We start from the raw sequence: 26,182 nt of genomic DNA, 5'->3' as shown, positions 1-26,182 counted from the left end.
CCTTGGTGACTTATTTACGCCCTAAAATTCGCAGAATGCGTAGGAATAAGTTGATGATATCCATATACAAAGCGGCAGCGCTATCGATGGCATTATCTATGGTTTTCGGAATTTGATTCGCCCGTCCCCAGTCGTAACCTATATATCCGCAGAAAATCAGCACCACTATCCAATCTAAAATGCCGTGGTGAGTATTAAAGATAAACACTTCAATTAGCTCGACTACGATAACCAGCAACAAAGCAATCGTGAGTGCACCGGCAATTTTCTGGAAAAAGGCGGGAAAGAGTGTGCCTAGACACATCATGGCAATGGTTACTAGGCCAGTAATGCGAATGGCTTCCGTCACTAATTCAGGGTCGTATTGACTGACTACCATATTGATAATTAAGCCGAAGGGGACGACTACAAAGTTGTAGCCAATAAAGCTGACCACGGGATTGCTCGATTTTTGAAACAGATAAATCCCGAAAAAACAGGAGGCAAAATAGCCGATAAAGAAAATCCAAGGATTCACGCTGGCAATCGCTTCTGGGTCTATATTGGTGACCATCCAATAGTTAACGGCAAAACCCCAAATCAGCGTGAGGCCGATAACGAGGTTGTAGATACCAGCGCCAACGATGGGATCATCTGTGGTCATGCGATCAAATACACTGTTTTCCGAATCCATATATTTTCCTTTTTATTTCCGTATGTTAACTGGTCGTTCAGCCTCACCAGCGTCGGGCTAACTTAAGGCAAGTAAAGCTGTTTTTCAAGCGAGAATATCTTAAGCTTGAGTACCACAAACACTACATTTCGCGTGTTTCGGGAGTTTCATCTCACGAAACTCCATCGTCATCGCATCGATCATCAACATGCGGCCCGCTAAGGTTTTACCCATACCAGTGATGACCTTGATGGCTTCAACTGCCTGCAAGCAACCTATCATGCCGACGACAGGCGCGAGTATGCCCGACTCGACGCAGCTGAGTTGTTGCTCGCCAAATAGGGCGCTAAAGCAGTGATAACAAGGTGTGTCGCTGTGATAATCAAACACTGTGACCATGCCTTCCATCCGAATGGCCGCCGCGGACACTAAGGGCACTTTATGCTTAAAACAGCTGAGATTGAGTTGTTCGCGCACACTGACATTATCGGTGCAGTCGAGCACTAGATTGTGATCGGCGACAAGGGCGTCAATCTCATGATCATCTAATACGGCATTGATAATGTTGATCTTAATGAAGGGATTGAGCTGACTAAGGCTCTGTTTGGCCGATTCGACTTTTGGCTGGCCGACATTGGCATCTTGATGCAGCACTTGGCGCTGCAGGTTAGAGAGTTCAACTGTATCAAAATCGACCAGAGTCAACTCGCCAATCCCCGCAACTGTGAGGTACTGGCTGGCGGCGCAACCTAAACCGCCTGCGCCTATCATCAACACTTTTGCTTGTTTTAGGTGTTCTTGGCCGTCGATATCCATGGCTTTGATGGAGATCTGACGGCTGTATCTTAAGAGTTCACTGTCGCTGAGAATATCGTCAGGCACATTCATGGAGATTTTCCTAGCAAAGCACGCTGTTAAAGGGCTCGACTGTCACTTGGGTGCCAGCGGGTGTATCCCCTTGGAATTGTTCCAATAAAACGAAACAGTTCGCTAGGCTCATCGAGGTCAACATACCTGAACCTTGGCTACCAGTAATGGCAACCTCAAGTTTGCCCTGCGCATTACGGCTTAAAATGCCCCGTTGATATTCGACGCGGCCCGGTTGTTTACGCACTGGCGTGGTGAGCGTAGCGTCTAACATCAAAGGTGCAACTGGGGTTAAACCCTGCATCTTGTTCAGTATTGGCCAAACCAGCTTGTAAAATGTCACCATAGAAGACACGGGGTTCCCCGGTAAACCACAGAATACTGCCTTGCCAATTTTGCCCATGGCGAAGGGCTTACCTGGTTTGATGGCGAGTTTCCAGAAGGTGATTTTGCCTTCTTCATCGAGGATTTGTTTCGTAAAGTCTGCTTCGCCGACCGACACGCCGCCCGAGGTTAATACCATGTCGGCTTGGCTGGCGGCATGGCGAAATGCCTGACGTATGGCTTCAGGATCATCGGCGATTACGCCTAAATCGAGCCATTCCACATTAGCGCGACTGAGTAAACCTTGAATCGAATAACGATTCGAATCGTAAATTTGTCCCGGTGCGAGTTCGCTGCCAACGGGACGCAGTTCATCGCCTGTGGAGAAAAAGGCCACTTTAAGCTGACGATAAACTCGCACTTGGCTAACACCAATAGTGGCCAACACCCCGAGTTCGGCAGCACCAATTTGAATGCCAGCACTGAGCACTTTAGTGCCTTGGGTGAGTTCTTCACCGCGGCAACGCACATTGGCGCCTTGTGCCCTAGGATGGCGGATATGAATAATCTCACCTTCAACCTCGGCTTCTTCCTGCATTTGCACTGTGTCATAACCTGTAGGCACGGGCGCGCCCGTCATGATCCGCACGCAGGTATTAGGTTTGGCTTCACCTTTAAAACCATGGCCAGCGAAGGAACTGCCGATAAGGCGCAATGCGGTCTGATTGGTTTGCGTATTTAAGTCGACAAAACGGAAGGCGTAGCCGTCCATAGAGGAGTTGTTAAAGGGCGGCAGGTCGATGCAGGAAGCTAAATCTTCTGCTAGGACGCGGCCAAGGGCATGGGGAAGCAATACGACTTCGGTGTCTGACACTGGACTAACTTGCTCGAGCAAAAGGGGAATAGCTTGATCTGGATGCATTAAGCTAGGTTGCGAACAAGGATCGGCTGTTACGGACATTAGGGTCTGCCTTATATGCAATGGGTCGTAATGACGCTGAATGAATTTCCACCTGATTATGACTGGCTATTATGCCACGCTGATCTGGGATGGCTATGATTTGCATGTGAGTTTCTGTGATAGGCCAGTCAGTTTTTTCTGCCACTTTGGGCGATAACCTCGCTAGAAGTCATACAATTTACTGCGCTAATTCGAGGGTTGAACGCGAGTCGATGAACAAATGAAAATCATTTTTATCAATGAATCATTAACTTAGCAAGAAATCCAAAGGTAAATTTTGTTGCTTTTGTCGACCCCCTTGATGACAATGTCCCCCATGATTCAGTTCGAATGCAAAAGAGGATTTACTATGCTGTCTGCAACTATGATCGAAAAGTTGAATGAACAAATTAATATGGAGTTCTTCTCCTCAAATTTATACCTGCAAATGAGTGCGTGGTGTGAAGATCAGGGATTTGAAGGCGCAGCTAAGTTTATGCGTGAGCACGCGGATGAAGAAATGGGCCATATGCGCCGTCTGTTCACGTATGTGAGTGAAACTGGTGGCTTACCTTTGTTAGGTGCGATTGCGGCGCCACAGTCACAGTTTGATTCTTTACTGGCGTTGTTTGAATTAACCTATGAGCATGAGCAGCTTATTACCCGTCAGATCAATGCCTTGGCCCATGCCGCATTTTCGAATCAAGATTACTCAACCTTTAACTTCTTACAATGGTATGTCGCTGAGCAGCATGAAGAAGAAAAGCTGTTTAAGTCGATTGTCGATAAGATACGTTTAGTGGGCGAAGATGGTAAGGCACTGTTCTTTATTGATAAAGATTTAGCTAAGCTAGCCTCTAAGGGGGGCGAAAGCATAATGAACGGTCAAGGCCAACCACAGGCTTAAACCCGTTTTATTTGCCACAAAAAAGCAGCCTAGGCTGCTTTTTTGCTCTTTATCGTTTTATTTTTTATAAGCTTAGATATTCACGCATTTATCTTGATAGCCATCATTCAACAGTGCTGTGTGCTTGATGCGTAGCAAGGGAGTGATTTCATTGAAGGGGAGCGGCTTGGAGATCAAATACCCTTGAGCGAAGTGACAACCTAAATCTCGTAGGAAGTGCCACTGTGCTTCGGTTTCTATGCCTTCAGCAACTAACTCCATTTCTAGGCTTTGCCCCATCATGACAATCGCTTTGACTAAGTTGGCGTTCGAGTTATTTTCGAGGGCATTTTCCACAAAGCTGCGGTCGATTTTAATCACTGAAATCGGGAATTTTTTCAGATAACTCAGGGAAGAATAACCCGTACCAAAGTCATCGATATAGATTTGCGAGCCTAAATGACGAATAGACTCGAGCGTGCTCAAGCAATGGCTGGCATCGCCCATCAGCATGCTTTCAGTGATCTCAATATGCACATTTCGTGGGTTAACGTGGTGGCGGTTGAAGCACTCTTGCAACACTTGGTCGAACCCCATGCCGCGTGTATTGATACATTGGCGGCTGGAAACATTAATCGCGACATTGATATTTAAGCCACTTTTCTGCCATTGCCTCAGATCATGCATGGCTTGGTTGAGCACCCATTCGCCCATAGGCTCTATCAGTCCGGTCTCTTCGGCTAATGGGATAAATTGATCCGGCGGGATCAACCCAAGCTCGGGGTCTTGCCAGCGGATAAGGGCTTCGACGCTGCAGACACTTCCGGTTTGCATATCCACGATAGGTTGATAATGCAGGGCAAATTCATTTTGTGCCACGGCACGGCGTAGACGTTGTTCTAACTCCATCCGAGCGAACATGGCTTGATTCATACCCGCGGTGAAGTATTTAAAATTGTTCCGTCCCGCATCTTTGGCTTGATACATGGCGGTTTCGGTATTGCGGGTGAGTGAGCCGGTATCGAACCCATCTTCGGGATAGACGCCAATACCAAAGCTGGCCGAAATCTGGATCTCGCGGTCATTTAAGTTAAATGGCATACCTAAGGTTTCAATGATTCGGGTTGCCATGTGTTCGATGGCGAGTTCGTTAGTCAGTCGTGGCAAGATAAGCACAAACTCGTCGCCACCGATACGTGCGATAAAATCGGTTCTCCCCGCAATGCCTTCTAAGCGCTTTGCGACATCTTTAAGTAATAAGTCGCCAGTGGCATGGCCTTGTACATCATTGATATATTTGAATTGATCCAAATCAATCAGCAAGATAGCCAGCTTGCGAGAGTCATGCTGCGCCACATGGATTTCGTGCTGCAGTCGTTCATTGAACAGCTTACGATTAGGCAGCCCAGTTAATCCATCGAAGTTGGCCTGATACCAAAGATCCTGCTCATATTGCTTACGCTTACTGATATCCATAAATAAACCAATATGTTGGATTATTTTACCTTGCTCATTTCGCACCACAGTAATCGCTAGATACTCGGGATACACTTGGCCATCTTTGCGTTTATTCCAAACTTCACCTTCCCATTTCCCTTCTTTTTGTAGTGACTCCCACATGGCGGTGTAAAAGTGCTTAGGATGACGGCTAGAGCTGAGTAGGGAGGGACTGCGGCCTTTCACTTCTTCCAATGAATAGCCCGTAATGTGGCAAAAAGCGGGGTTGACCAGTTCGATATGGTTGTCGGCATCTGTCACCACTATGCCTTCGGCAGAATAGTCAAACACAGCTGCAGCGCGGCTTAGGGCATGGTTCGCTTTTTGCCGTTCGCTAATCATACGGTTCATGGCACAGGCCATGCGGGCGAGTTCATCTGTGCCTGAGACTTGGATATTAATATTGAGCTGTGGATCTGCTGCCATTTGCTGCATGTCATTGGCAATCTTAGTGATCTTATCCATAAAATTGCGGATGATCTTTTGTCCAAGCCAAAGTGTGATGGTCGCGGTGAACAAAGCCGAGAACAAGTATAAGCCGAGTAAGATTAAGGTGTGGTTTTGTTGATATTCGCTCTGCTGCGCCATGTTCTTGGTGATATTTTGCGCCAGCAAATGTAGTTGATTGATACGCTGAGTGGTGAGATCCCACCACTCCTGGCTATCAATTGGATGTGGCGGCATTAATAGTTGGCTCATCGCTTGGCTTAATTTGTCCTCACTGGCTGGGACTTGCGCGATGGCTTTGATCTCCGTCATCGGCAAACCTTGCTGCTGCAGTTGCTGCAACTTGACCATGCTGAATTGGTATTGATTTATGCTGTCCTCAATGGTTTTCAGCGCCGCCTTAAATTCGGGTAGAGAACGAGTCTCGTGACTGAGTTCATCCAAATTAAGCTGAATCGTCGCAAGTGCTGCATTAAATTTTTGCAGTGAAATCTCACTGCCCTTAAGCAAATAGTCCTGAAAACTGCCCATTAAGCCACCGTAACCTAAGTAGGCATTAATATTTTGTGCCAGAGCGCTAATGCGAGTTTGTTGTTCAATTTGCTTGCTGATTTGCAGAATGCGTTGATTTTCTGGCGAATCTTGTAGGTTTTGTAGTAAGGACCTTCTATCGGAAATTGATGCATTACTCGCGTGCATCACGGCTCGCTCATATTCATACATGAAGGAGATTATGGTGCGGTAATCATTAATATTGAGTGACTTGCTAAGCAGTAATTGATTGATGGCACTTCGTTCTTTTACGGCCAACTCCTGCACCATAAGTAGGTTCAATAGATCGGTATAGGCACGGGACTGACTGATTTCATTGGTTTGTAACTGTAATAACTGAATGAGCTGCAAAAGCTGAGTGTGGAATTGATTATAGAGTTCCGTAAACTGACTCAGTGTTTCGTCTGTGTGGTTTTGGTGAACGTTAGCGAGCTTGTGGCCAGTGAGTTTGAGCGCATCTAACAATGCGTTCATTTTGTTTGCTTCAATACTTTTAGGGTCGAGCGCCTCCAGAAGATGCTCTAAAGGCTCACTGTTCAGTAATGCATCGAGTGCTTTTGATCTAGTCGCTTGTTGCTGTAATAGCACTTCATCGGTTGGTCGCTGATTTGTACTTAGACCATATTCGTTTTGCAACTGATAGAGTAGCTCAGTGATTTGTACCGTCGTTTGTACCGCAAGATGGTTGTGCTTGGCCGAGTGTGATTCCTTTATCAAGTCATGCATGCGCGTCAGAATGAAAAAGCTCATCATTAATAATGGGACTAACGAAAACAGAATGAGCTTTTGCTTCAAACTGAGATGGTGTAGCGCTGACGGCATTAAAGATCACTCCACTCGTTCACCTAGGCAGAAAAAGAAAATTCAACGTAATAACGTTGAATCCGAGTTACAAATAGGACTAGGCACAGGGTGAGGATATTTAACATAGGCGGCCAGCCACCGCGACCTTTAGTTTATGGATATCTAATCTAGGTCACGAAATTAAGCAAATTGTTATATATCATGCTAAGAGACTATTTTTATTAACCTATTTTGCACCTATCAAACAAGTATTTTCTTTGTCTGTGATGTGAAGCAGTATTTCATCATTCGAAAGAATGACTTGTTTAACTTTACCTTTTATCGGTTTTTTTAGTGCATTAGGTTGAACGCGATTGTTAACGGTAAATCTACTTAAATAAAAAGGACGTTTGCCGCAGCTAAACGTCCTTCTATTTAAATCAATGCCCTAGATTCAGGCGATTGGCATGTTATCTAGCCGACATTGGCCAGCAATGATTTGCGATAAACGACAATATCTTCAATCGTCAACACGGGTATATTGTGCTGCGCACCGAAGGCAATAATTTCGGGTAAACGCGCCATAGTGCCATCGGTGTTAGTGACTTCACACAATACGCCAGCGGCTTTTAAACCCGCGAGTTGCATTAAATCAATAGTGCCTTCAGTGTGACCACGGCGGGTCAACACCCCACCCGGTTGGGCGCGAAGTGGATACACATGGCCAGGACGAGCGAGATCACTTGGCTTAGCGCCATCGGCAATCGCCGCTTTAATGGTGGTCACGCGGTCAGCGGCAGAAACCCCTGTAGTCACACCGACTTTAGCTTCAATACTCACAGTAAACGCCGTGCCGTATTGGCTCGAGTTGTTTTCCACCATAGGGGGTAACTCGAGGGCTTTGACTTTTGCATCGGGTAAACACAGGCAAACAATACCGCTACATTCACGGATGAGCATGGCCATTTGAGCGTTAGTCAGCGTCTCGGCAGCGAAAATTAAATCGCCTTCGTTTTCTCTATCTTCGTCATCGACAACTAACACACCTTGGCCTTGACGCAGGGCATTAAGACCCGCTTCAACGCGTTCGATAGCAGTACCAAAAGGAGCAAGTAAAGACTGATTCATGGTTAATATCCTTAAATAAACGACATTGGAATATCCAGAATCAGGGCGTGCAGAAATACAACGTAATCAAACCCAATGGCTCGATTTTGCTGTAGCAATATCACTTCACTTGGGGTGAAGTTATTGCAAAACATGAGGCTAACACTGAGATATATCAGCGCATTGCACTGAGATACCACAATGTTGTCTTACATTCTCTTCCATCCGGACTCAGCACTGTCGCCATTAAAGCAAACAGTCCATTACCGTCGGCTCTGGAATAGTCAGTTTTGCACTAGGCAAAATCTAAGGCACCAGATCTGCTGACCCCGAAAGTGATTTCGGGCGCTCGCGGGCTTTGGGTGTCGCTCAGCAAAATAATCACTTAGTCGTTACCCATTTACCGCCGGTGGGGAGTTTCACCCCGCCCTGAGAATTTGCTTTTGAGCCATTTGCGCTCAAAAACGCGGTTATGTTGCTCTTATTTACCGCGAATGGCAACTTCTCGCGTTCAATGTTTGCGCTAGTGCACACCTGACCACTATCATACTGAACACATAAGCTAATTGACTTGCCGTCGCATTCTTCGACGGTCGTTATGGACGTCACAAGGACGTATAAATGCGCTCTCTGCTACTCACTTTAGGTATTGTTATGCTGTTATCCGCTTGTTCGACCTCCAAAGGGCAAGTACCCGCCCCGGTTGCTGAAAAAATTCCCCATGTGATGACTTTACATGGCGTAACGCGTACCGATGATTACTATTGGCTGCGTGATGATGAGCGCAAAGATCCTAAAGTGTTGGCCTATCTCAACGCTGAGAATCGCTATACCGCGGCTTATTTCAAACCATTAAAGCCGCTGCAAGATGGTCTTTATAAAGAGTTAACCGAGCGTTTAGTCGCCGACGAGTCGAGCGTGCCGTACCAATGGCATCAGCACAGCTACTATCACAGATACCAAGAGGGCAGCGAATATCCGCTGATCAGCCGTAAGGGCGCCGATGGTGTTGAGCAAGTGATGCTCGATGTTAACGAGCGAGCTAAGGGCCATGAGTTTTATGGTTTAGGCGGCGCGAGTGTGAGCCCAGATGAAACCATGTTGGCCTTTGGTGAAGACGTCCTCAGCCGCCGTGTATATCACATCTATTTTAAAGACTTGGCTTCGGGCGACATGATCACCGACGTGCTTGAAAATACTGAAGGTCGCGTAGTGTGGGCGAACGACAACAAGCATGTGTTCTATATCGCCAAAGATCTAAAAACCTTGCTGGGCTATCAAGTGTATCGCCACGAGCTGGGCACTAAGCAATCGAGCGATGTCTTAGTGTATGAAGAACAAGACGATTCTTTTTATATCTCGCTGGGCAAAACCTTAGATGAATCGCAAATTGTGTTGTTCCAAGAGAGCACCACAACGAGCGAAGTGTCAGTGCTCGATGCCAGCGAACCTTTGGGTTTATTCAAGCCAGTGTTAGCGCGGGAAGAAGGTCACGAATACAGTGTGTCTAAGCTGGGTGATAGTTATTATATTCTTACCAACTGGCAGGCGACAAACTTCCGTTTGATGAAGGTCGCCATCAAAGATGCGGCGGACAAATATAAGTGGCAAGAAGTGGTTGCGCATAACCCCAATGCCCGTATCGAAGACGAGTTAGTGCTCAAGGATTATCTGATTATTCAGACCCGCGAAAATGGCCTAACGCGCATTAAAGTGATGCCGTTCAACGGTCAAAAGCCCTTCGAACTGAGCTTTGATGAACCTGCCTATGTGATGGGGTTAGATGTTAATGCCCAGCAAGACAGCAATAAGTTACGCATTTTCTACTCTAGCCTGACAACGCCAGAAGCCGTGTACGAATATTCGCTGGTGAATCCCGATAGACGTGATTTATTGAAACAAGATCAAGTCTTAGGCGGCTTCGATGCCAGCCAATATCGTGCCGAACGTGTGTTTGTGACTGCCCGCGACGGTGTGAAAGTGCCTGTTTCTTTGGTGTATCGCAAAGATAAATTCAAGAAAGACGGCACTAACCCTCTGTATCAATATGGTTATGGATCTTACGGTTACACTGTTGAACCCGATTTTTCTTCATCCGTTATCAGTCTACTCGATCGCGGCTTTGTGTATGCCATCGCCCACGTGCGCGGCTCAGAAATGCTCGGCCGCCCTTGGTATGACGACGGTAAGCTGTTGAATAAGCAAAACACCTTCAATGATTTTATTGATGTAACTACGGCATTAACGGCGCAAGGTTATGGTGATAAAAACAAGGTCGTCGCCTCAGGCGGCAGCGCGGGCGGTTTGCTAATGGGCGCAATTGCTAACCAAGCGCCGGACAAGTATTTTGCCATCGCCGCCCATGTGCCGTTTGTTGATGTGGTGACCACTATGCTGGACGAGTCGATTCCGTTGACCACCAATGAGTACGACGAGTGGGGTAATCCGAACGAGAAAACCTATTTCGACTATATGCTCAGCTACTCGCCCTACGACAATGTCACCGACCATGAATACCCACACATGTTAGTGACGACGGGTTTGCATGATTCCCAAGTGCAGTATTTTGAACCGGCCAAGTGGGTGGCTAAGCTGCGCGATGTTAAAAACCAATGGTACAAGAACGACGATAAAGTCTTGTTACTTAACGTGGATATGGAAGCCGGCCACGGCGGTAAGAGTGGACGTTATCGCCAGTACCAAGACACAGCCCAAGAATATGCCTTCTTCTTGAGTCTGTTAGGCATGGCGAAGTAGGTCATTCGCAAGTGACCGAATCTGCCCTTTGGTATTTGTATCTAGTCCGCTGCGCCAACGGGCATTTATACACAGGCGTCACCACAGATGTCACACGACGCTTTAGCGAGCATCAGTCGGGTGGCATCAAATCCGCTAAGTATCTGCGGGGTAAAGGTCCATTAACACTGATGTATCAAGAGCAGGTTGGCAGTCACGGCGATGCACTGCGCCGTGAGATCGCAGTTAAAAAGCTGAGTCGCAGTCAAAAGCTGGCGTTGATTGAGTCAGGGGGTTACTAGAACGCTAGAATATCGTGATAGGGTTGAATCGATTTTTTAGTGGTACGTTACGCGAACTGGGATTGTTTTTTCCGTCTTTTTTACTTCCTAAATCTAGCCTTATCCTTCGATGTTTTTCTTCGTTTTAAAGCAAAGTCAAAGTCGTGGGGCTTCACCCCACACCCGACCAAGGAGGACTGCTCGTCCTATCCTCCTTGGATGCTCCATGACGCCCCCAACGGAGTTGAAAGCCCCTTGTGCTCATCTGCAAATTTGCTATCGCTTCCGAAGGATGCGTCCCTGCACCTGCGAAAGCTAGCTTGCCATCCATGGCAAGACTCACGCAATTTGCCTATTCGCCCTGCGGCAACTCCGAGGGGAGGTGAACTCCTGTCGCTTTGGTGTTGTCTGTGATTTGCTTAAAAATATATGTCCCGTATTTCTTCAACGTAACAGTAGTTTGAATAGAACCTTGCTAAACCCTATTTGGCCATATTTATCGGTGATAAGCGTTATGATTTGATGGATGCATTAGTAAAACACTTTATCTAAAACAGTTACTTAAGTATGATGTTGATACTACTTGCACAGGATAGTGTATACACGTTATGAAAGATTTCTTTGAGCAGTTTTTTACTCCATTTAAAAGTATGTCTGAGCACATAAAGTACAGGCTGAGTAATCCGCTTGGTATTGCATTCGTTTTTTCATGGGTAATCTTTAACTGGCAAGCCGTTTATTACTTCATGTTTAGCAATGATACTGCTTCATCCAAGATTACGTATTTGCAAAAAATTTATTTAATAAATACTGAATATGATTTATCCAATATTTTTTGGTATCCGTTGTTTGCTTCACTGCTGTATCTCGTATTTGCACCTTTAGTATCCAATATTGCTACAGGTCTTTGGAGTGTAATTGATAAGAGTTGTATAGCATTGCGGTTAAAGTTTGTAGAAAAAGCGACATTAATGACCAATGCTGACAAAGCAAAAATGTACTTAGCTCTTAATAAAATTAAAGCTGATCATGAGAATGAGATCGGAAAGCTACGAAATGAAATATCAGGATTGCAAAGCTTGCTAACTTTACAAAACGAGATTAATACACCAAGTGAAAGTAAGAACCAGAAGTCTACTATTGCTGGACCAGAATCTAAAGTTATTGAACTAGTAGGCCCTGAGTTTGTTGAAAGTGATAGTTCAAATAATGTGAATAAATTTGTAGTTCTTTCGAGAGAGGTTAAGTTTGATATTCTTAATCATTTTTTCAACCATGAACAAAGAGAGAGAATGCTGCAAAAATGGTTTAATGAAGTATTCAAAGATTCAAAACAAAGTACTTCCCTTTTGGTTAGGACATACACCATTAAAGTACTTTCCTTGCTACTAGATAGGACTGGGGAGATAAACCTGAGTGATCTAGATGAGTTAGCACCAGAGTCACATAGTCAGAAAAATATATTTTTAAATGCAATGCATGAGTTAGGTTATATTGAAGAAGTTAACAGTAAGATTAGTCTTACAGCTAAAGCTTTAGATGGTTTTATTAAAACTATGGTAGCTCTAGATGATAAATAATCTTTTTTAATTAAATGGATGATTTATGACCAGCCTCGCCTCAACTTGCTTAAAGAGATATGACTGCTGAGATTGTTCGTTCAGTTTTCACGTCACACTTATGTGCAGTTTCAGGCTAACAGGATACGATTTAGCTCGCGTAATTAAGCACTGTCATGGAAGTGACCGTTGGCGGCATGGATGCCGCCGTCGAGCCTATAGGGATATATTTACGGCGAGTCACTGAAATGGCAGGGCTTAATTGCATAACGGTTAACTTTAATAATCAATCAAGTCGTTAAGCTTTGCTCTTTCACAAAGACTCGCTTGAATATAAGTCTGAGAAAGTCTCAGACAAAAAAAATGCCACTACAAGGGGTTAGTGGCATAAATGCATAAGTCGGGCACAAGCTTAAAAGGGTGGGTAGAAGACTGACATCTTGGCTGGGAACCGTTGCAACATCAGTCTCTACGCCGGGAAGTGGGTAAAACCTTTGGGTGTAGGGTGGCAAAATAGCGCGTTATTCCATGCTTACTGGGCCATCGATTTTATCGAAGTTCACATCGCCAGAACCTGCCGCAAGAATCGTTAATCCCTTAGTGTTAAAGACATTAATGTTGCCTGAGCCATCTGTGATGGTCACAGCACTTTGCACATTGGCGACTTCGATGTTGCCTGAACCGTCATCGATAGCGATATTGCCGCGAACATCAGTCACCTTGATGGCACCAGAGCCATCTTCAACGGTTAGGTTGCCGTTGATTTGACTGACTTCAATATCACCTGAGCCATCATCAATGCTGACATTGTTACCGCCGTTGATGATGAGTTCGCCTGAACCGTCTTTGACATTGATATCTGCTGTCATCTTGCTGATCAAAATGGCACCTGAGCCGTCATCGATATCCAGTGCTAAATTCGCAGGTACTTGCAGTTTTAGGTCGATATAGGGCGAGTAATTATTAAAACCGCTTTGTTCAAAATCGGCTTTGAGCTTGGCCTTGTTGGCCTTTTTCTCAAGGGTAAGAATGAGTTTGCTGTCGTTGCTGTCTTTATTGCTATAGATGTCGGCGACGAGTTTAATTTGGCTTAGGCCTTCTACACCGATAATCTCGAGACTGCCTGCGCCAGTCTCGGCAATAAGACCTTGTAAGTCTTGGCTATCGAGTGTGAGTTCGCGTTGTTGGTGGTCTAAGTCTGGCATGCCTGCGGCGTTGACATTAATAATGCAGCCAGTGAGCGATACCCCTGCGGTAAACACCAATATAAAAGCGAGGGTGAATATAAATGGGCGTAGTGACATGTTAGCTTCCTTGTTTATCTGGCACTCGATTTTCGGGTGAGTGCTGAGTAGTCTGGCGATGGATGAGACATTGCACAGCCCATGCCAATTTTAAGTTTCATTTATAATCAAATGTTTAAACTAAAAGTGTCCGTGCTTTGCGGTGCGGACATGTCCGCCAAATGAGTGATTTACTCACAGATTAGTGAAATTGCTCATTTATTAAGTTAGCTTGAGCCTCATAAGTCTGGCTGGGCAAACATACAGACAATACAAAAAATACAAAAAACATAAGAAGGGATGCAGATGGATTATTTAACGACGAACAAAACGGCTTGGGATGCGCGCACTCGGGTACATTTAACTTCGGATTTTTATGATGTGGCGGGCTTCCTGCGTGGGAATAGCTCATTACGGGAAATTGAGCTGAGCGAGCTGGATGTGGCGGGTAAAAGCTTGCTGCATCTGCAATGTCATTTTGGCTTAGATACCCTGTCGTGGGCGCGCATGGGTGCCAGAGTCACAGGCGTCGATTTGTCTGAAGTGGCGATTGATGAAGCACAAAAGTTGGCGCAGCAGACACAGTTGTCCGCCGAGTTTATCTGTAGCGATGTTTACAGTGTGGCGAGCAAGGTTGAGCCGCAAGATATTGTGTTTACGTCCTATGGTGCCATTGTCTGGCTGCCGGATTTAACCCTGTGGGCGCAGACGGTTGCCGACTGTTTAAAGCCGGGCGGACAGTTCTATATGGCTGAATTTCATCCGGCGCAGCAGTTGTTCGATGGTTATAGCTATTTTAATCGGGGTGAGCCAGACATAGAGCTGGAGGGCACTTATACCGAAAATACCGATGATGAACAGCAAACCTTAATGTGTTGGTCGCACAGTCTATCGGAAGTGATCAATGCGTTATTGCAGGCGGGCTTAGTGTTAGAGTTTTTCCACGAGTTCGATTTTAGCCCGTACAACTGTTTCGAAGGGCTCGAAGCGCAAACTGATGGCCGTTATGTGTTAACACACCAAGGGCAGAATGTGCCCTTAGTGTATAGCATTAGTGCGCGTAAGCCTGTGTAATGCTTGCCGTTTTGATGGCGAAGATTAACGACTACGGTAAACCGGATACTTAAGGTAACGGTTATCGTAGTAAGGGCTGCGTTCATAGAACCAGCGCAGGCGAGCTTCAGGATCGGCGGCAAACTCGGCGTTGGTCAGTGCTTTATCGAACTCAGCCTGCAGCTTAGGATCTTCTTTTAGCATCTTGGCTGCTAGCGGTTCAACCGCATAATCTTCAATGTATTCAGTGCGGGTAAAGATAGGATTGAAGAAACCCCATTGCAGCAAAGAATCTGGCGATTGCGGCTCTAGCAGTAAAACAGCCAGATCGCCCAGCGGTTGATCTGTGCTGATTTTAATGGTGCCAGCGGGCAGAGTGGTGCTGACTTTAGTCAACTCTGACTCGGCTTTGACCGTTTGACGGCCCTCAAAATCCTTAGTGTTAAACACGGGATTACTGAGTTTATATTGCTGTAATTTAAGCTCTGTCGGTTTGCTCAGGCGCGTCATGCGAATACCATGTATGTTCAGACGATCAATCACTTGCGTCCATTGCGCCGGAATATAGTAAGCACTCGGACGAGTGACTTTAATATCGGGCACAGTCTCGGCGATCACGGGCAAGTTGGGGTACAGCTTAGGTTGACCGCTCCAGCGCACCACCTCTGTGCCACTGATGGGGCTCTTTTCGAGTTGATAGTCGATGCCCTTAAAGTCCCAACCTTTTGCGAGCGGTGCCGATTTCCACGTTAATGTAATCAGCGGCGAAGCGCGGTACTTATCTTCCTGAATCGCACTCTTCAGTTTAGTGGCCTGTTCGCCCACGGTTTTGAGGGTTTGCTCCAGCATCACATAGGTGCCGAGCACCCTTTGCTTAAAGGGTTTTAAGCTATGGTTTTCTATCAAAATAGTGGGTAAATGGCGGGCATCGCCATAACCGTTAGAGAAGCGTGGGCTAGGATTCCACAGCGACATGCCTTTGGTTATATCGGCGTTATCCACGGCAAAAATCAGCGGGCCGGGAATATGGCCTTGCTCGGTTAATGCTGCTTCAACTGCGGGTCTGTAGCTGTTTTCGAGCCAGCGGTAACTGGCTGGGCTTAACCCTTGGGCGAGGTTATAACCAAAGGTGACATCGTATTGATAGTCGATGCCGTCGGTGACATGCACGTCGATATACAAGTCAGGTTGCCAGACGTTGATTGCGCGCAGCATGTGCTGCATTTCTAAGGTATCGGCCTTGGCATAATCGCGGTTAAGGTTGAGATTATTTGCGGTAGTACGCCAACCCATATTCACAGGACCGCGTTGATTCACGCGATTAAATTCGCCGCTGCGCTCATGGGCATCGACACTAAACATAGGCACAAACAAGAGGTTGGCTTTATCCAGCAGGGCGCTTTTATCGCCCTTAATCATGTCGCGTAGCAGCATCATGCCGGCATCTTTACCGTCGATTTCTCCGGCATGAATCCCCGCTTGCACTAACACAGTTGGCTTAGTGTTTTGCTTGAGGCGTGCCGATTCATTAATGCCTTCACTGCTGGCGATATACATCCAAATATCGCGGCCCTGTGGGCTCTTACCTAAGCTAACCTTTTGTAATTTATCTGTCTCGCCCGCGAGTTTGTCGAGCCAAGCGATAGTGGCATCGTAGCTTGGGCTCTCAATGCCACTACTTTGCTCAAACGGCGTCGCCCACTCGTTATCGACACTCAACATGAACGATTCGCTGGCGCCATGCCAAGTGATACTCGGCGGTAAAATGGCATCGTTGACAAAGGTATTGGCTCGCTCAGGAATCGGCGCGGGCTCTGGCGCTACAGCCGCCGCATCGGTTACGACATCCGCTGCGGATTCAGTTGCTTGGGTATTCGCAGCCGGATTCACATCCTGTGGCGCTGTTGCTACTGGGGTTTCAACTGGCGTTTTGTCGGTAACAGTTTGCGCCGCAGCGACTGGCGTTGAGGCCGACAACTCAGCAGATGCTTGAGCTGTTTTGGCTAAGGTTTTTGCCTCGTTGGCAACAGCATCGACAGTGTAGAGACTGCCGGCAGAAAGGCAGGCAATGGCGATAACGGAGAGGGAAAATAAGCGCATGAAAAGAGTCCAGATATCGAATTTTTAATAGGACGGTATCTTTTCATTAAACGCCCCGTTAACGCAAGGGCGGTCAAGGGGTTATCTTGGTTCGCGAGAGTGATTTTTAGCTGTGATTCCCCGTGGTAACGGCTTATGAACGCTTGGCAGTTTTGTGTAACACGGTTTGTCCGCTATAGGCGATTTCGATAATCTCGATATCGGCGTAGAGGGCTTCGACGGCGATGGCGAGTTGATAGATAAGCCAGCCATATCCCGTGAGGGCAAATCCTTGCGCGACTTCATTTGCTAAAGGGGCCGAATTCGGTGTCTGGGCGGCCAAGCTGAGTTGTAATCTGTGCTGCAACTCTTGCCCTAGGGCGGTGGGCAGCGTGGGTAAAGATGCGGTTTTACCTGCGACAAATTCACTCAGCCTTTGAAGATGGGCGGTAAGCTCGGCGGCGACGCGATTGATTTGGTGGTAAGCCTCTTTGTCGGCTTCCTGCCAGCGACTTAAAGGCAACAATTCGAGTAGGGTGATCAGCCGAACCTGTTTATTGACTAATTCCGCCAGCAGTATTTTATGCTTTTTTAAGGTTTGGCTTTCCCACTCGAGGGAGAAAAACAGCTTCTTTTGGGTGAGTACCGCTTTCATGGCCGCTTCGAGTTCGGCGCGAAAATCTAAATCATGGTTAGCGGGAGCGTGTAAATGTTGGGTGAGCACCTTTGCCATATTGTCGATGGCATTGGCGAGCTGGCTGCGCCAGTCTTGTTTGGCCTTGATTGGGAAAATAAATAGCGAGACTAAAATAGCAATCACGCAGCCTGAGAGTATGTTGGCTGTGCGCCACAGCGCTTCAGAAGTATCATGGTTAGCATCGCCGACCACTATGATGATGGTAAATCCTGCCACGAGATAGGCGTAGCTGTAGCGTCCCGCCAAGATAAAACAAATCAAGCTGACGGCTAAGATCAGTAGCCCCATAATCAGCCAATAACTGTCGATAGTGGCGACTAACATCACGCCATAAGCAGAACCTAAACAAGTGCCTACCGCCCGTTGCAGGGACTTTTCAATCGCACCACCCACCTGTGGCAGGCTCATCATAATGATCACGATTGTCACCATGCTCCAAATAAAATGTGGCGGCGACCAAATGGCATTAATGGTGACGGCAATCAGCAAGGCGAGGCCAAGTTTAAGGGCATGAATGGCGCGGAAATGGCGATAGATAAAGTCGGCAAAAGGGCTTGCAGGGGCAAAGACGGACATAATGCAACACTCCTCTGGGCTGATGATAGCCAAGCCATTATCGCAGAAAGACGTCGCGCCCGTGTGGCTTGGCAGATAAAGAAATACGAATTGCGAGGCCGCGCCGTTTGAGCTTAGTCCAAGGCGCCGCCAAGATCACATTAATTTCAATTAAGTGATAATAAATCAGTAGGATAGAGTTCGGTATATCTAACGGCGGGCATAAAAAAGGCTTGAATAAGCCTTGCCTATTCAAGCCGATATTTGAAGCCTTGAGTGACTGTTTCGCTAGCTTAAGCTGCGCTCGCTATCCGCTTTAACGTTAACTTCTGTGTATTTATCCATGATCAAGGCACAAGCTGCATCGCCAGTGATATTAAGTGCGGTGCGGATCATGTCAAACACTCTGTCTAAGGCAAACAGCAAAGGTAAGCCATCGATAGGGATGCCAGCCGCTAACAACACTGCCACCACTAAGAATGATGGACCGGGCACACCCGCTTGGCCAATTGCGCCTAAGGTTGAGGTGAAGATGATGGCTGCATAGGCTGTCATCGACAAATCGACGTTATACATTTGGGCGAAGAACATGGCCACCAAACCATAATAAATCGCATTGCCGCTCATATTGATCGTGGCGCCTAACGGCAGCACAAAGGCCGTGGTTGCCTTAGAGACTTTAAGATCTTCTTCGCAGGTTTCCATATTCACCGGCAGTGTCGCCATTGACGAGGCGGTCGATAATGCCATCACCTGAGGTTTTTTCATCGCTGAAATAAATTGGCGTGCCGAGACTCTCGAGAAGATCTGTACCACCAATGGGAAGAAGATAAAACCGTAAATCAGAATCGCGGCCACAAACACGGCGAATAACTTAAATACGACTTCTAAGGCATCGAAACCGAAGGTGCCGACAGAATCGGCCATCAAACCAAATACACCGATAGGCGCAATGATCATCACGCAGTTGATCATCCACACAAAGGCGTCAACAACAGTGTTGAGTGCGGCTAAAATTGGCTTAGCGCCATCGCCTTTAACCTTAGTTAGCGCAATACCGAAGAAGATACTAAAGACTAAGATTTGTAAGATGTTACCGCCGTTCAGCGATTCGAACACATTGGTTGGGATCATGCCGATAAAGGTATCCATTACCCCTGGCAATGCGCCGTGTTCCTTAGTTACTTCCATCAAATCTGGGCTGCTATGGGCAGTGAAATCAACCCCCGCGCCCGGTTGGAACAGATTGCCCATCACCAACGCCAGTACTACGGCGATGCCTGATGTCACGATAAAGAAGCCAAAAGTGCCAATGCCTATCTTACCTGCCGATGGGCTATCGCCTAAGCTTGCCGCGCCGCTGATGATAGAAACTAACACCAGTGGTATCACTAGCATTTTGATTAAATGGATAAAAATGGTTCCGAGTGGTGCAAACACGCTTGCACTTTCGCCCATGATAAAACCGACTAGCGCGCCGATAATCATGGCAATAACCACTTGCACACCAATGTTGCCTAATAAACTCTTGCTCTTCATTCTTGCGAAACTCCCCAGTTGCCGCAGCATTTTGTGTCATGTAGGCGATTTGAATCTAGACGCCGTAAACCTTAGTGATTAAGGCCTACTCTAGGCTAAAAGCCAATGCCCGACACTTTTTTTGTCCGGCTAAAGTACCACAATTGCATAGCAGGGGATTGTGAAACATCACCAACCTTGGTTTCAAAATAACCAAAGTCTAAATCACGCTAACATTAAATGAATAATACTTAAATTTATCGGCTTAAAAATGAATAAAGTTTATTTAATGGTGCGATTTTAGTTGCCGGATTGATGAATTGTGATTTTTGCATTGATGGGCGCAGATATCCTCTCGTATTCTTGGGGCGGGTTGAGTCGTTCGGTCTCCCATCTTTTACTTGTATGAATCATGCTAGTGGTGAATAGCCAAAAAACCGCCATGAACATTCGACTCTGTGACTCACTCGGTTTTCCCTATGACAACTTCATTTCGAGGACATTATGAATATCACTTCATTCTTTGGTCAGCCCGAATCGTTACTGTGCTGGATAAGAAAGTGCGTCGAACAACCGGGATTAAGTTATTGGCTAGTTTATCAAGATCTTGATGAAGGTGAATCCCTGCAACTGACAACGTTATTATTCCCGATAGTGGCTGATATGAGAGACCTATCGGATGCAGAAATTGATGCCTTTGAGGATAGCTTGGGCCGGAGTGACTATGGTTATCTGCTAAACACGGATCAGATTGAGGATGTGATCGATAACCTGATGCAGCAAAAAGCTCAGCCCAGTGAACAGGAACTGCTTGAAGCTATTATCTTTTACTATGAGCGAGATGCGTTTATCAGCCTCTGATGGGCTTAGTTTTCGGGGTGTAGTGACTTAAGTTGAGATAAGCGCCCCTGAGGTATCACTTCAGGGGCGCTAGTTGATTAAGGTTGGGTTGTTAGGGATTTAAAATGGTTGTATAGCGTGTTGCTGAAGCTGCTGTCGTAGGTAAATCGATAAAACTGTTTATTTACTGATGTATCAAAAGCCTTGTTTAGCTCAACTTCGGTCAGCAAGTAAGGGCTGACTAGGTAGTAGTGTGCACTAACCATTTCGCGCTCAATAGGGTCTTCAACTATTTGAGTTATGGTCAACAGCTGCTCATTACTTGGACTGGTACTAATGCCCCATTCATATTGCGCTTCGGGTTGGCCGAAACTATCGAGAAGAGTGAACTTATTGGGCGTATCTTGAATATACCCGTCAGGGTAAGCGTACGACCAGAAGAGTTGCACTAGCAGCTTAGAGTACATCTGACTTGCTGTTGCAACATCAGTTTCATGTTTGATGGGGGCTTCATTGCGGCATAACACGTCGTCTGTTTGCTTAATATCCATGCGATATATTTGCGAAGGCCAACTGAGTGATCCCAGCTTAAGATCTGAAGGGAGGTTCACTAGCAAATCTTGCCAGTCAGCGGCACTGTTTTGGTACTTATGAAAATTCATTTGGATTTCGACATCAGTGCCAGCGTAGACGGTTTTTAAAAGGTTGCCCTCAATGATCGGCTCTTTACTGACATAACCTTGATCGTTACGTGTGGAATTAATCCATTTTTGCATCGGCTCATTCCAACATTCGGTTGCAGTATCCTCTTGAGATGTTTTTTCGATGAGCATAGCGACTTTACCTGAGATCACGCCAGTAAGGCTTTGCTCATCAACACCATAATCCAAGGTGATAAAATGACTGTTGCGTACGGTTTGTATACTGAGTACGTGTAATTCGCCTGCTTGATTGTGCATACTGCTATACAAATTATCCCAGTCAACACTGTTCATGGCTTTGTCATCAATTGGCGCTTCCATATAACCGAATGACACTAGCGTATTTTCAACCTTATTGGTGACGGCGACAGGATTGGTTTGCAGATAAGCATCAGTGCCAAATCCATACCCTAGGATTAAATTCTCGAAGGCTTCAAATGCGGCGATTAACACTTCGATAGCTGCCAAAATTTCCACTGTGCGCTCATTGGTGAGGTTTAGCAGGTAATCGTGTAACAGCAGGGTGTCGAGAAATGTGGGTTGCAGGGTGATTTCTGGCGAAAGACTAAATAAATCGGCTTCGACTTGTTTAAATCCAGTGGCGTATAAGGATTTGAGTTTGGCGCGGAACTCAATCACTTGCTGTGGCGTTAAGTCGGCCTCAATCATCTTGCGATAACGTGAAAACTCAATATTAGTCAGCGTATTGATGTAACCGGCATGGTCTGGCAGGGCGACTATATTGACATTGCCTGTTGTGCTGGTGTTGGCGTAGCCCGAGGCTGCGCTAACAGCCAATGCAGAGCGTGAAGATGAAGGCGCGCTATCAACCCAATTTGCCAGCAGGTAATAGTTCGGTTTTTCGGTCTCGCTTTTCCAATCTATTTGATATTTACCATCGGTATCCGTCGTTGTGCTGGGTTCGCCCTCAGAGCAGCTTAAGTCCTGGTTAAGATCGACACACACATTCGCACCAGCGATGGCACCGATATAGCTGACTTGCCCAGTAACGTTATGCGCATATTCAGTCGGTGGAGTAGGCTCTGGGATCGGTGTTGTATCATCTTTATCGTCCGAGCCAGAACATGCCGTCAGTAAACTGGTGGCGATAAGCAAAGAGAGCAGTTTAGGTTTAAACATCTTGTATCCTTACGTGAATATACTCGGCAACTTCCATCGCCATTATTTAAGCCGTGTCTATTTTATTTTAATATTAATCAATATCTTGGAACGTTTGTTTCTATTGTTTAAATGTGATTAGCTTTACATTGGGTACGATGACGGGGGTAGGCAATAGCGGATAGTAATTGAGAACGCTTTTGATGAGACGTTTACCATTTTTTAGAGAAATCCCTTTCGCTACGACTTAACATCCAATCCTGTAATTAACTCAGGGGACTGTTGTGCTAGTGTTAATTGCTTGTGTATTTTCCTTTCTGTTTAAAAATCAAACAAGTATGCAAAAGTATGAAAGGTGCATACTTAGCTTGAAGATTTTAATGAGAGACTTGAGCTGGTTAGATCGCACATTCCAGCATTAACAGCGGTATGCCATTGGTTTCTGCTTGTTGCATACGTTCTGCCATGTCTGTTGGACTCAGTCCAGGATGGATAGGAATAAGCTTTTCTGATGCCAATAATGGTTTGAGTTCAGCGCAACTCACTGTTTTGTCAATGCTGATAGTCTGGACGTTAAGTTCGATTAAACTTGGTCAATTATTTGAGCTAATGCGGCTGAGGAACAGGCTATCGAGTTTTATGTTTTTACCCGAAAAGTCAGTGACCTCCATATCGGTCAGCATTAAGGTTTTAAGATTATTACTGTTCAGATTACCGAGTGTGCTGAGCGTGCCACCTTTTAAGCTTAGAGTGTCGAGATGGGTAAAGGCGCTGAGATCTTGCAACGTCACTATGTCAGTGGGGTTAAATTGGCAGTTAAGCAGACTGAGTTCTTGGCTCTGCTGAATAGCGAAGAGTTTAGTTTGTTTTTGGATGCAGTCATTAAGTGGCATATTGCTGAATTTAACAGCGGATATCGGTTGTGAAATCTCAGTCTCGAGCACCGTTTCAGGCTCATCAGACTCGCTATTGTCTTGCTCAATATCCTCTTCGATGGCTTGTTCATCTCCCATATCATCGAGTATTGGCGCATCATCTTCAGCCATTTCATCCGCCATATTTTGTGATGCAGTTGGGTGGGGCAAGCCCTGTTTAGCCGCAAATGCATTAATAAATGCGTTGGCTATTGCATCCCCTTTTTCGCCTGTGAGTCCATCGACAATAGCCGGTGTATCATCGCCTAAAACACAGAGCCGAAATCGATGAAACAGACTCGTTAAGGTGTTTACCCGTGTCTGATTAATATTCATGTCCATTAAGGCTGGAAAAGCGTCGCCTAGGTTTTGGAGTTTAGGGTAAGTGTTGAGCCTATCCACATAGGCGTTGAGCTCTTTGATTTGTGCTCTGAAATCTGCCACAAGTTCTGGTTGATGGCATTGACTCGCATGCGGAACTTGCTGCTGTAATTCTTTAAAATACCTAAGGTACTCATTCGCTAACATGAGTTGTTGCTTTGCCTTAATCGCCAGACGTTGAGGAATGCCTTCCCTTATAACGGCAAGTGCATCACCTTGGTGGCGATCTAACGCATCGTCAATTCTGTCCTCTGGTGCTGTTTCCCCTAATGCAATGGCTTGCTCTATGAGTGGTACTGTTTGGCTGTCAAAAGTCGCCAAAGCCTGATCTCTATCCAGCGCGGCGCGAGCGGGCATGATGCTGCATAGCAGTAAACTACACAGTGCAATAATTCTCATCTTTTTCCATAAGTATCAATATCCGTTTAGCTTCAATTTTCAGATTATCTTAAAAACATACATAGTAGGTTCCAGTTAGCTGAGCAGGGTAACATTGCAAAATGTTGATAATTGCTTACCTATCGCCTGCATCTGGGGCAAGTTACCATATTGAAACTTCAATGGTTCAATTTGAGTATCCATCACAATTAATAAATCGTACCCATGGAGCTGGCCGAGACGTTGCTGTATTTGAAATGCTGCGATGTAGTTGATGGGGATGACTTGTTGGGTTAGCGGATAGAGCGAACTGACTTTAGTGGTGATCAGTTGTCGTTCGAGATCAATCTGAATACGCCTGCGAGCAAATAGTAGATGCCAACTAAGAAGTGCAATGAACGACCAGATAATCACTTCGCCATAGGACCAATGTTCAAAACCTAGTGCGTTAAATAAGGTGATTGAAGCTACTAGGCTTGCAAAAATCCAGCGCCCAACGGTTTGTGTTCGAGTTTTAGCCATGATTGCTATGGTCGGTGAGAGTTGTTTAAAGTGCATCGCTATAGGCTTCCAATAAACTTCATCGCAAAGCCAAACACCATAATAAATGGCAGCGGATAAAGCAGTTTAAGTATTAATTTGGGGTGCCAAAGTGGTTCGATATCTGCCGACGGCGGACGATGAGTAGGATTGTTATTATCTTTAAAATCAGTTGCTTGTGCGCTATATTTATCGGCCGTGTTTATGGCGTCGACCTCTTGCACTAGCGGTTTATTCTGATCATTTAGCGAGAGTGACGCGATAAGTGGTTCATTCGATGTGAGTATGTCTAGCTCACGGATATTGGGAAATTGGGTGATTTGCTCTTTGGTAGGAAGATTAAATGTCTGTGCAAAGAACATCATAGCTTGAGTGGTATCGGTTAAACTGCCGATTGGGTACACAAGATTATGCAACTTAAGCTCATATTGGTTTCTGTTATAACTATCGTGGCGCAATAGTAACTCGGTAGATTTCAGTGGTGCTAGGTAGGCTTTTTCGAAGTGATACCCCAAAAATTGTGATTGTACAAAGCGTTGCTGACTTGGATTATCGAGCACTAAATGCTGCTTGAGCGCCCAGAGAATGAGCACTACAGGTAGCAACAATGCCACCACAAACTGGTAAAAAGTCTGCTCACCGCCATCGAGGGTTATCGCCATGATAAGAGACGCCGAAAGTGGCAATAGCGCCAATAATGCTAACCCTCGACGAGCATAATGGCTTTTAGTCGCAAGGCGAAGCTGTTCAGGTAATCCATCAGGATTGATAAATCTTTGAGCTTTTTTAGATAATTGCGAATACTGCATCACTACCTTGCCTTTATGTCGTTGGCTGTTTTAGGTCACTTACGGCAATTTGGAGAGGAACCAACCTTCTTGCGTCTCGACAAATTTGCAACTGACCGAGGCTTGGTTATTGGGGCTGGTGATCAGCAGTTTAACTCTTGCCTCTTGGATAGCGCCTTTTTGCCGTTTAGATTCGTCTGCTGTGCTGTAGCTCACGCCTTTGGGAGTAATTTCATCCATAGTTTGGTCAACATACCAACGTTTATGGGAACGTTGCAAAATCTCGCCCGCATATTCCTGTTCTTTTTGAGTTGGTACGTAAGGCATGAGAGCGATAAAAGCTGCTAGGTCTTGGGTCTTAATAAAATCGAAAGTGCCTAAGCAGCGTTGTGTTAATTCATCGTCTAATTTTTGATTTACTGCTTGCACACATAGAGGCATAAATAAAAGGGCGATTAAGGATAGGATCCGAGCTGAGTGGGCAGATGGCAAAATAAACATCCTTGTGATGAAAGTGAATCTCGGCGAAAGACAGGTTAGGTGATTGACATCTATATCAGTCTGTCGTTTCTTCGACAGCTATTTATCAGTCTGTCGTTTCTTCGACAGCTATTTTTGCCTGTACAACCCATCGCCTCAATCACGCTAAAGTATTAACTTGTTTCATATTTGTTATTGCACAATCCGTTTAGTGTTACTTTTCGC

At 45.8% G+C, this 26,182-nt stretch carries 20 protein-coding genes, 1 pseudogene and 1 riboswitch; of the genes and pseudogenes, 6 read left to right on the top strand and 15 right to left on the bottom strand.

Going from position 1 to position 26,182, the window contains the following annotated elements; genetic code table 11:
- Positions 1 to 10: 10 nt before the first annotated feature.
- The 3 genes from AYJ58_RS02180 to moeA form a co-directional block, all read right to left on the bottom strand.
- Positions 11 to 673 carry a Bax inhibitor-1 family protein gene (locus AYJ58_RS02180; protein WP_106648561.1) on the bottom strand — a complete coding sequence of 221 codons (663 nt, stop codon included), beginning with the start codon at positions 671 to 673 and terminating at the stop codon, positions 11 to 13.
- Between the two features lie 99 nt (positions 674 to 772).
- Entirely contained in the window at positions 773 to 1,540 is a 768-nt protein-coding gene (moeB, locus tag AYJ58_RS02175) for a molybdopterin-synthase adenylyltransferase MoeB (RefSeq protein ID WP_106648559.1), read from the bottom strand.
- Between the two features lie 10 nt (positions 1,541 to 1,550).
- Positions 1,551 to 2,804 carry a molybdopterin molybdotransferase MoeA gene (gene moeA / locus AYJ58_RS02170; protein ID WP_106648557.1) on the bottom strand — a complete coding sequence of 418 codons (1,254 nt, stop codon included), beginning with the start codon at positions 2,802 to 2,804 and terminating at the stop codon, positions 1,551 to 1,553.
- Positions 2,805 to 3,153: 349 nt separating this feature from the next.
- Here moeA and ftnA point away from each other — a divergent pair, with 349 nt between their 5' ends.
- The gene (gene ftnA, locus AYJ58_RS02165) at positions 3,154 to 3,690 is read left to right on the top strand and encodes a non-heme ferritin (protein ID WP_105250975.1); all 537 of its coding nucleotides are present in this window, start codon (positions 3,154 to 3,156) and stop codon (positions 3,688 to 3,690) included.
- 72 nt (positions 3,691 to 3,762) lie between these two features.
- Here the strand turns inward: ftnA and AYJ58_RS02160 are convergent, their stop codons facing one another.
- Both AYJ58_RS02160 and ribB read right to left on the bottom strand, forming a co-directional pair.
- Entirely contained in the window at positions 3,763 to 6,987 is a 3,225-nt protein-coding gene (locus AYJ58_RS02160) for an EAL domain-containing protein (RefSeq protein ID WP_106648555.1), read from the bottom strand.
- Positions 6,988 to 7,422: 435 nt separating this feature from the next.
- Positions 7,423 to 8,076, bottom strand: a complete 654-nt coding sequence (ribB, locus tag AYJ58_RS02155) for a 3,4-dihydroxy-2-butanone-4-phosphate synthase (protein ID WP_105250977.1) — start codon at positions 8,074 to 8,076, stop codon at positions 7,423 to 7,425.
- A gap of 188 nt (positions 8,077 to 8,264) precedes the next feature.
- Positions 8,265 to 8,496: riboswitch (FMN riboswitch) on the bottom strand.
- Between the two features lie 180 nt (positions 8,497 to 8,676).
- On the opposite strand from ribB, the gene AYJ58_RS02150 reads away from it, so the two are divergent.
- The 3 genes and pseudogenes from AYJ58_RS02150 (at position 8,677) to AYJ58_RS02135 (ending at position 12,652) form a co-directional block, all read left to right on the top strand.
- The gene (locus tag AYJ58_RS02150; RefSeq protein WP_106648552.1) at positions 8,677 to 10,812 is read left to right on the top strand and encodes a S9 family peptidase; all 2,136 of its coding nucleotides are present in this window, start codon (positions 8,677 to 8,679) and stop codon (positions 10,810 to 10,812) included.
- A 20-nt stretch (positions 10,813 to 10,832) separates the two neighbouring features.
- A pseudogene (locus AYJ58_RS02145) lies at positions 10,833 to 11,093 on the top strand (GIY-YIG nuclease family protein); the annotation flags it as partial.
- Between the two features lie 587 nt (positions 11,094 to 11,680).
- Positions 11,681 to 12,652 carry a hypothetical protein gene (locus tag AYJ58_RS02135; protein ID WP_106648544.1) on the top strand — a complete coding sequence of 324 codons (972 nt, stop codon included), beginning with the start codon at positions 11,681 to 11,683 and terminating at the stop codon, positions 12,650 to 12,652.
- 500 nt (positions 12,653 to 13,152) lie between these two features.
- Here the strand turns inward: AYJ58_RS02135 and AYJ58_RS02130 are convergent, their stop codons facing one another.
- The gene (locus tag AYJ58_RS02130) at positions 13,153 to 13,935 is read right to left on the bottom strand and encodes a hypothetical protein (protein WP_106648541.1); all 783 of its coding nucleotides are present in this window, start codon (positions 13,933 to 13,935) and stop codon (positions 13,153 to 13,155) included.
- A gap of 285 nt (positions 13,936 to 14,220) precedes the next feature.
- Between AYJ58_RS02130 and AYJ58_RS02125 the strand changes: the two genes are divergently transcribed.
- Positions 14,221 to 14,988, top strand: coding sequence for a class I SAM-dependent methyltransferase (locus AYJ58_RS02125; RefSeq protein WP_106648539.1), 768 nt, complete (start codon positions 14,221 to 14,223; stop codon positions 14,986 to 14,988).
- Between the two features lie 24 nt (positions 14,989 to 15,012).
- Here AYJ58_RS02125 and AYJ58_RS02120 read toward each other — a convergent pair whose 3' ends face one another.
- From AYJ58_RS02120 to AYJ58_RS02110, 3 genes are all read right to left on the bottom strand, one after another.
- A complete protein-coding gene (locus AYJ58_RS02120; RefSeq protein WP_106648536.1) occupies positions 15,013 to 17,067 on the bottom strand; it encodes a M14 family metallopeptidase in 2,055 nt (684 codons plus the stop codon).
- A 133-nt stretch (positions 17,068 to 17,200) separates the two neighbouring features.
- On the bottom strand, positions 17,201 to 18,319 hold the full coding sequence (locus AYJ58_RS02115; RefSeq protein WP_106648533.1) for an FUSC family protein: 1,119 nt from the start codon (positions 18,317 to 18,319) through the stop codon (positions 17,201 to 17,203).
- Positions 18,320 to 18,586: 267 nt separating this feature from the next.
- Positions 18,587 to 19,837, bottom strand: coding sequence for a dicarboxylate/amino acid:cation symporter (locus AYJ58_RS02110; RefSeq protein WP_106648531.1), 1,251 nt, complete (start codon positions 19,835 to 19,837; stop codon positions 18,587 to 18,589).
- Positions 19,838 to 20,320: 483 nt separating this feature from the next.
- Between AYJ58_RS02110 and AYJ58_RS02105 the strand changes: the two genes are divergently transcribed.
- Positions 20,321 to 20,677, top strand: a complete 357-nt coding sequence (locus AYJ58_RS02105) for a DUF7716 domain-containing protein (protein WP_106648529.1) — start codon at positions 20,321 to 20,323, stop codon at positions 20,675 to 20,677.
- Positions 20,678 to 20,754: 77 nt separating this feature from the next.
- Here the strand turns inward: AYJ58_RS02105 and AYJ58_RS02100 are convergent, their stop codons facing one another.
- From AYJ58_RS02100 to AYJ58_RS02080, 6 genes are all read right to left on the bottom strand, one after another.
- Positions 20,755 to 22,497: a hypothetical protein gene (locus AYJ58_RS02100; RefSeq protein ID WP_106648527.1), complete on the bottom strand. Its 1,743-nt coding sequence runs from the start codon at positions 22,495 to 22,497 to the stop codon at positions 20,755 to 20,757.
- Between the two features lie 377 nt (positions 22,498 to 22,874).
- The gene (locus AYJ58_RS21855) at positions 22,875 to 23,021 is read right to left on the bottom strand and encodes a hypothetical protein (RefSeq protein WP_157825764.1); all 147 of its coding nucleotides are present in this window, start codon (positions 23,019 to 23,021) and stop codon (positions 22,875 to 22,877) included.
- A gap of 48 nt (positions 23,022 to 23,069) precedes the next feature.
- Positions 23,070 to 24,170: a hypothetical protein gene (locus AYJ58_RS02095; RefSeq protein ID WP_106648524.1), complete on the bottom strand. Its 1,101-nt coding sequence runs from the start codon at positions 24,168 to 24,170 to the stop codon at positions 23,070 to 23,072.
- Between the two features lie 75 nt (positions 24,171 to 24,245).
- Positions 24,246 to 24,707: a hypothetical protein gene (locus tag AYJ58_RS02090; protein WP_106648522.1), complete on the bottom strand. Its 462-nt coding sequence runs from the start codon at positions 24,705 to 24,707 to the stop codon at positions 24,246 to 24,248.
- A gap of 2 nt (positions 24,708 to 24,709) precedes the next feature.
- Complete coding sequence (locus AYJ58_RS02085; protein WP_106648519.1) at positions 24,710 to 25,498, bottom strand: hypothetical protein; 789 nt, start codon at positions 25,496 to 25,498, stop codon at positions 24,710 to 24,712.
- Between the two features lie 39 nt (positions 25,499 to 25,537).
- Entirely contained in the window at positions 25,538 to 25,969 is a 432-nt protein-coding gene (locus AYJ58_RS02080) for a hypothetical protein (RefSeq protein WP_106648516.1), read from the bottom strand.
- Positions 25,970 to 26,182 lie beyond the last annotated feature (213 nt).

Source organism: Shewanella sp. Pdp11 (genome assembly GCF_002838165.1).
GTDB classification, from domain to species: Bacteria; Pseudomonadota; Gammaproteobacteria; order Enterobacterales; family Shewanellaceae; genus Shewanella; species Shewanella hafniensis.
The sequence above is the reverse complement of the archived record's forward strand: the minus strand, read 5'-3'. Positions and strand labels throughout refer to the sequence as shown.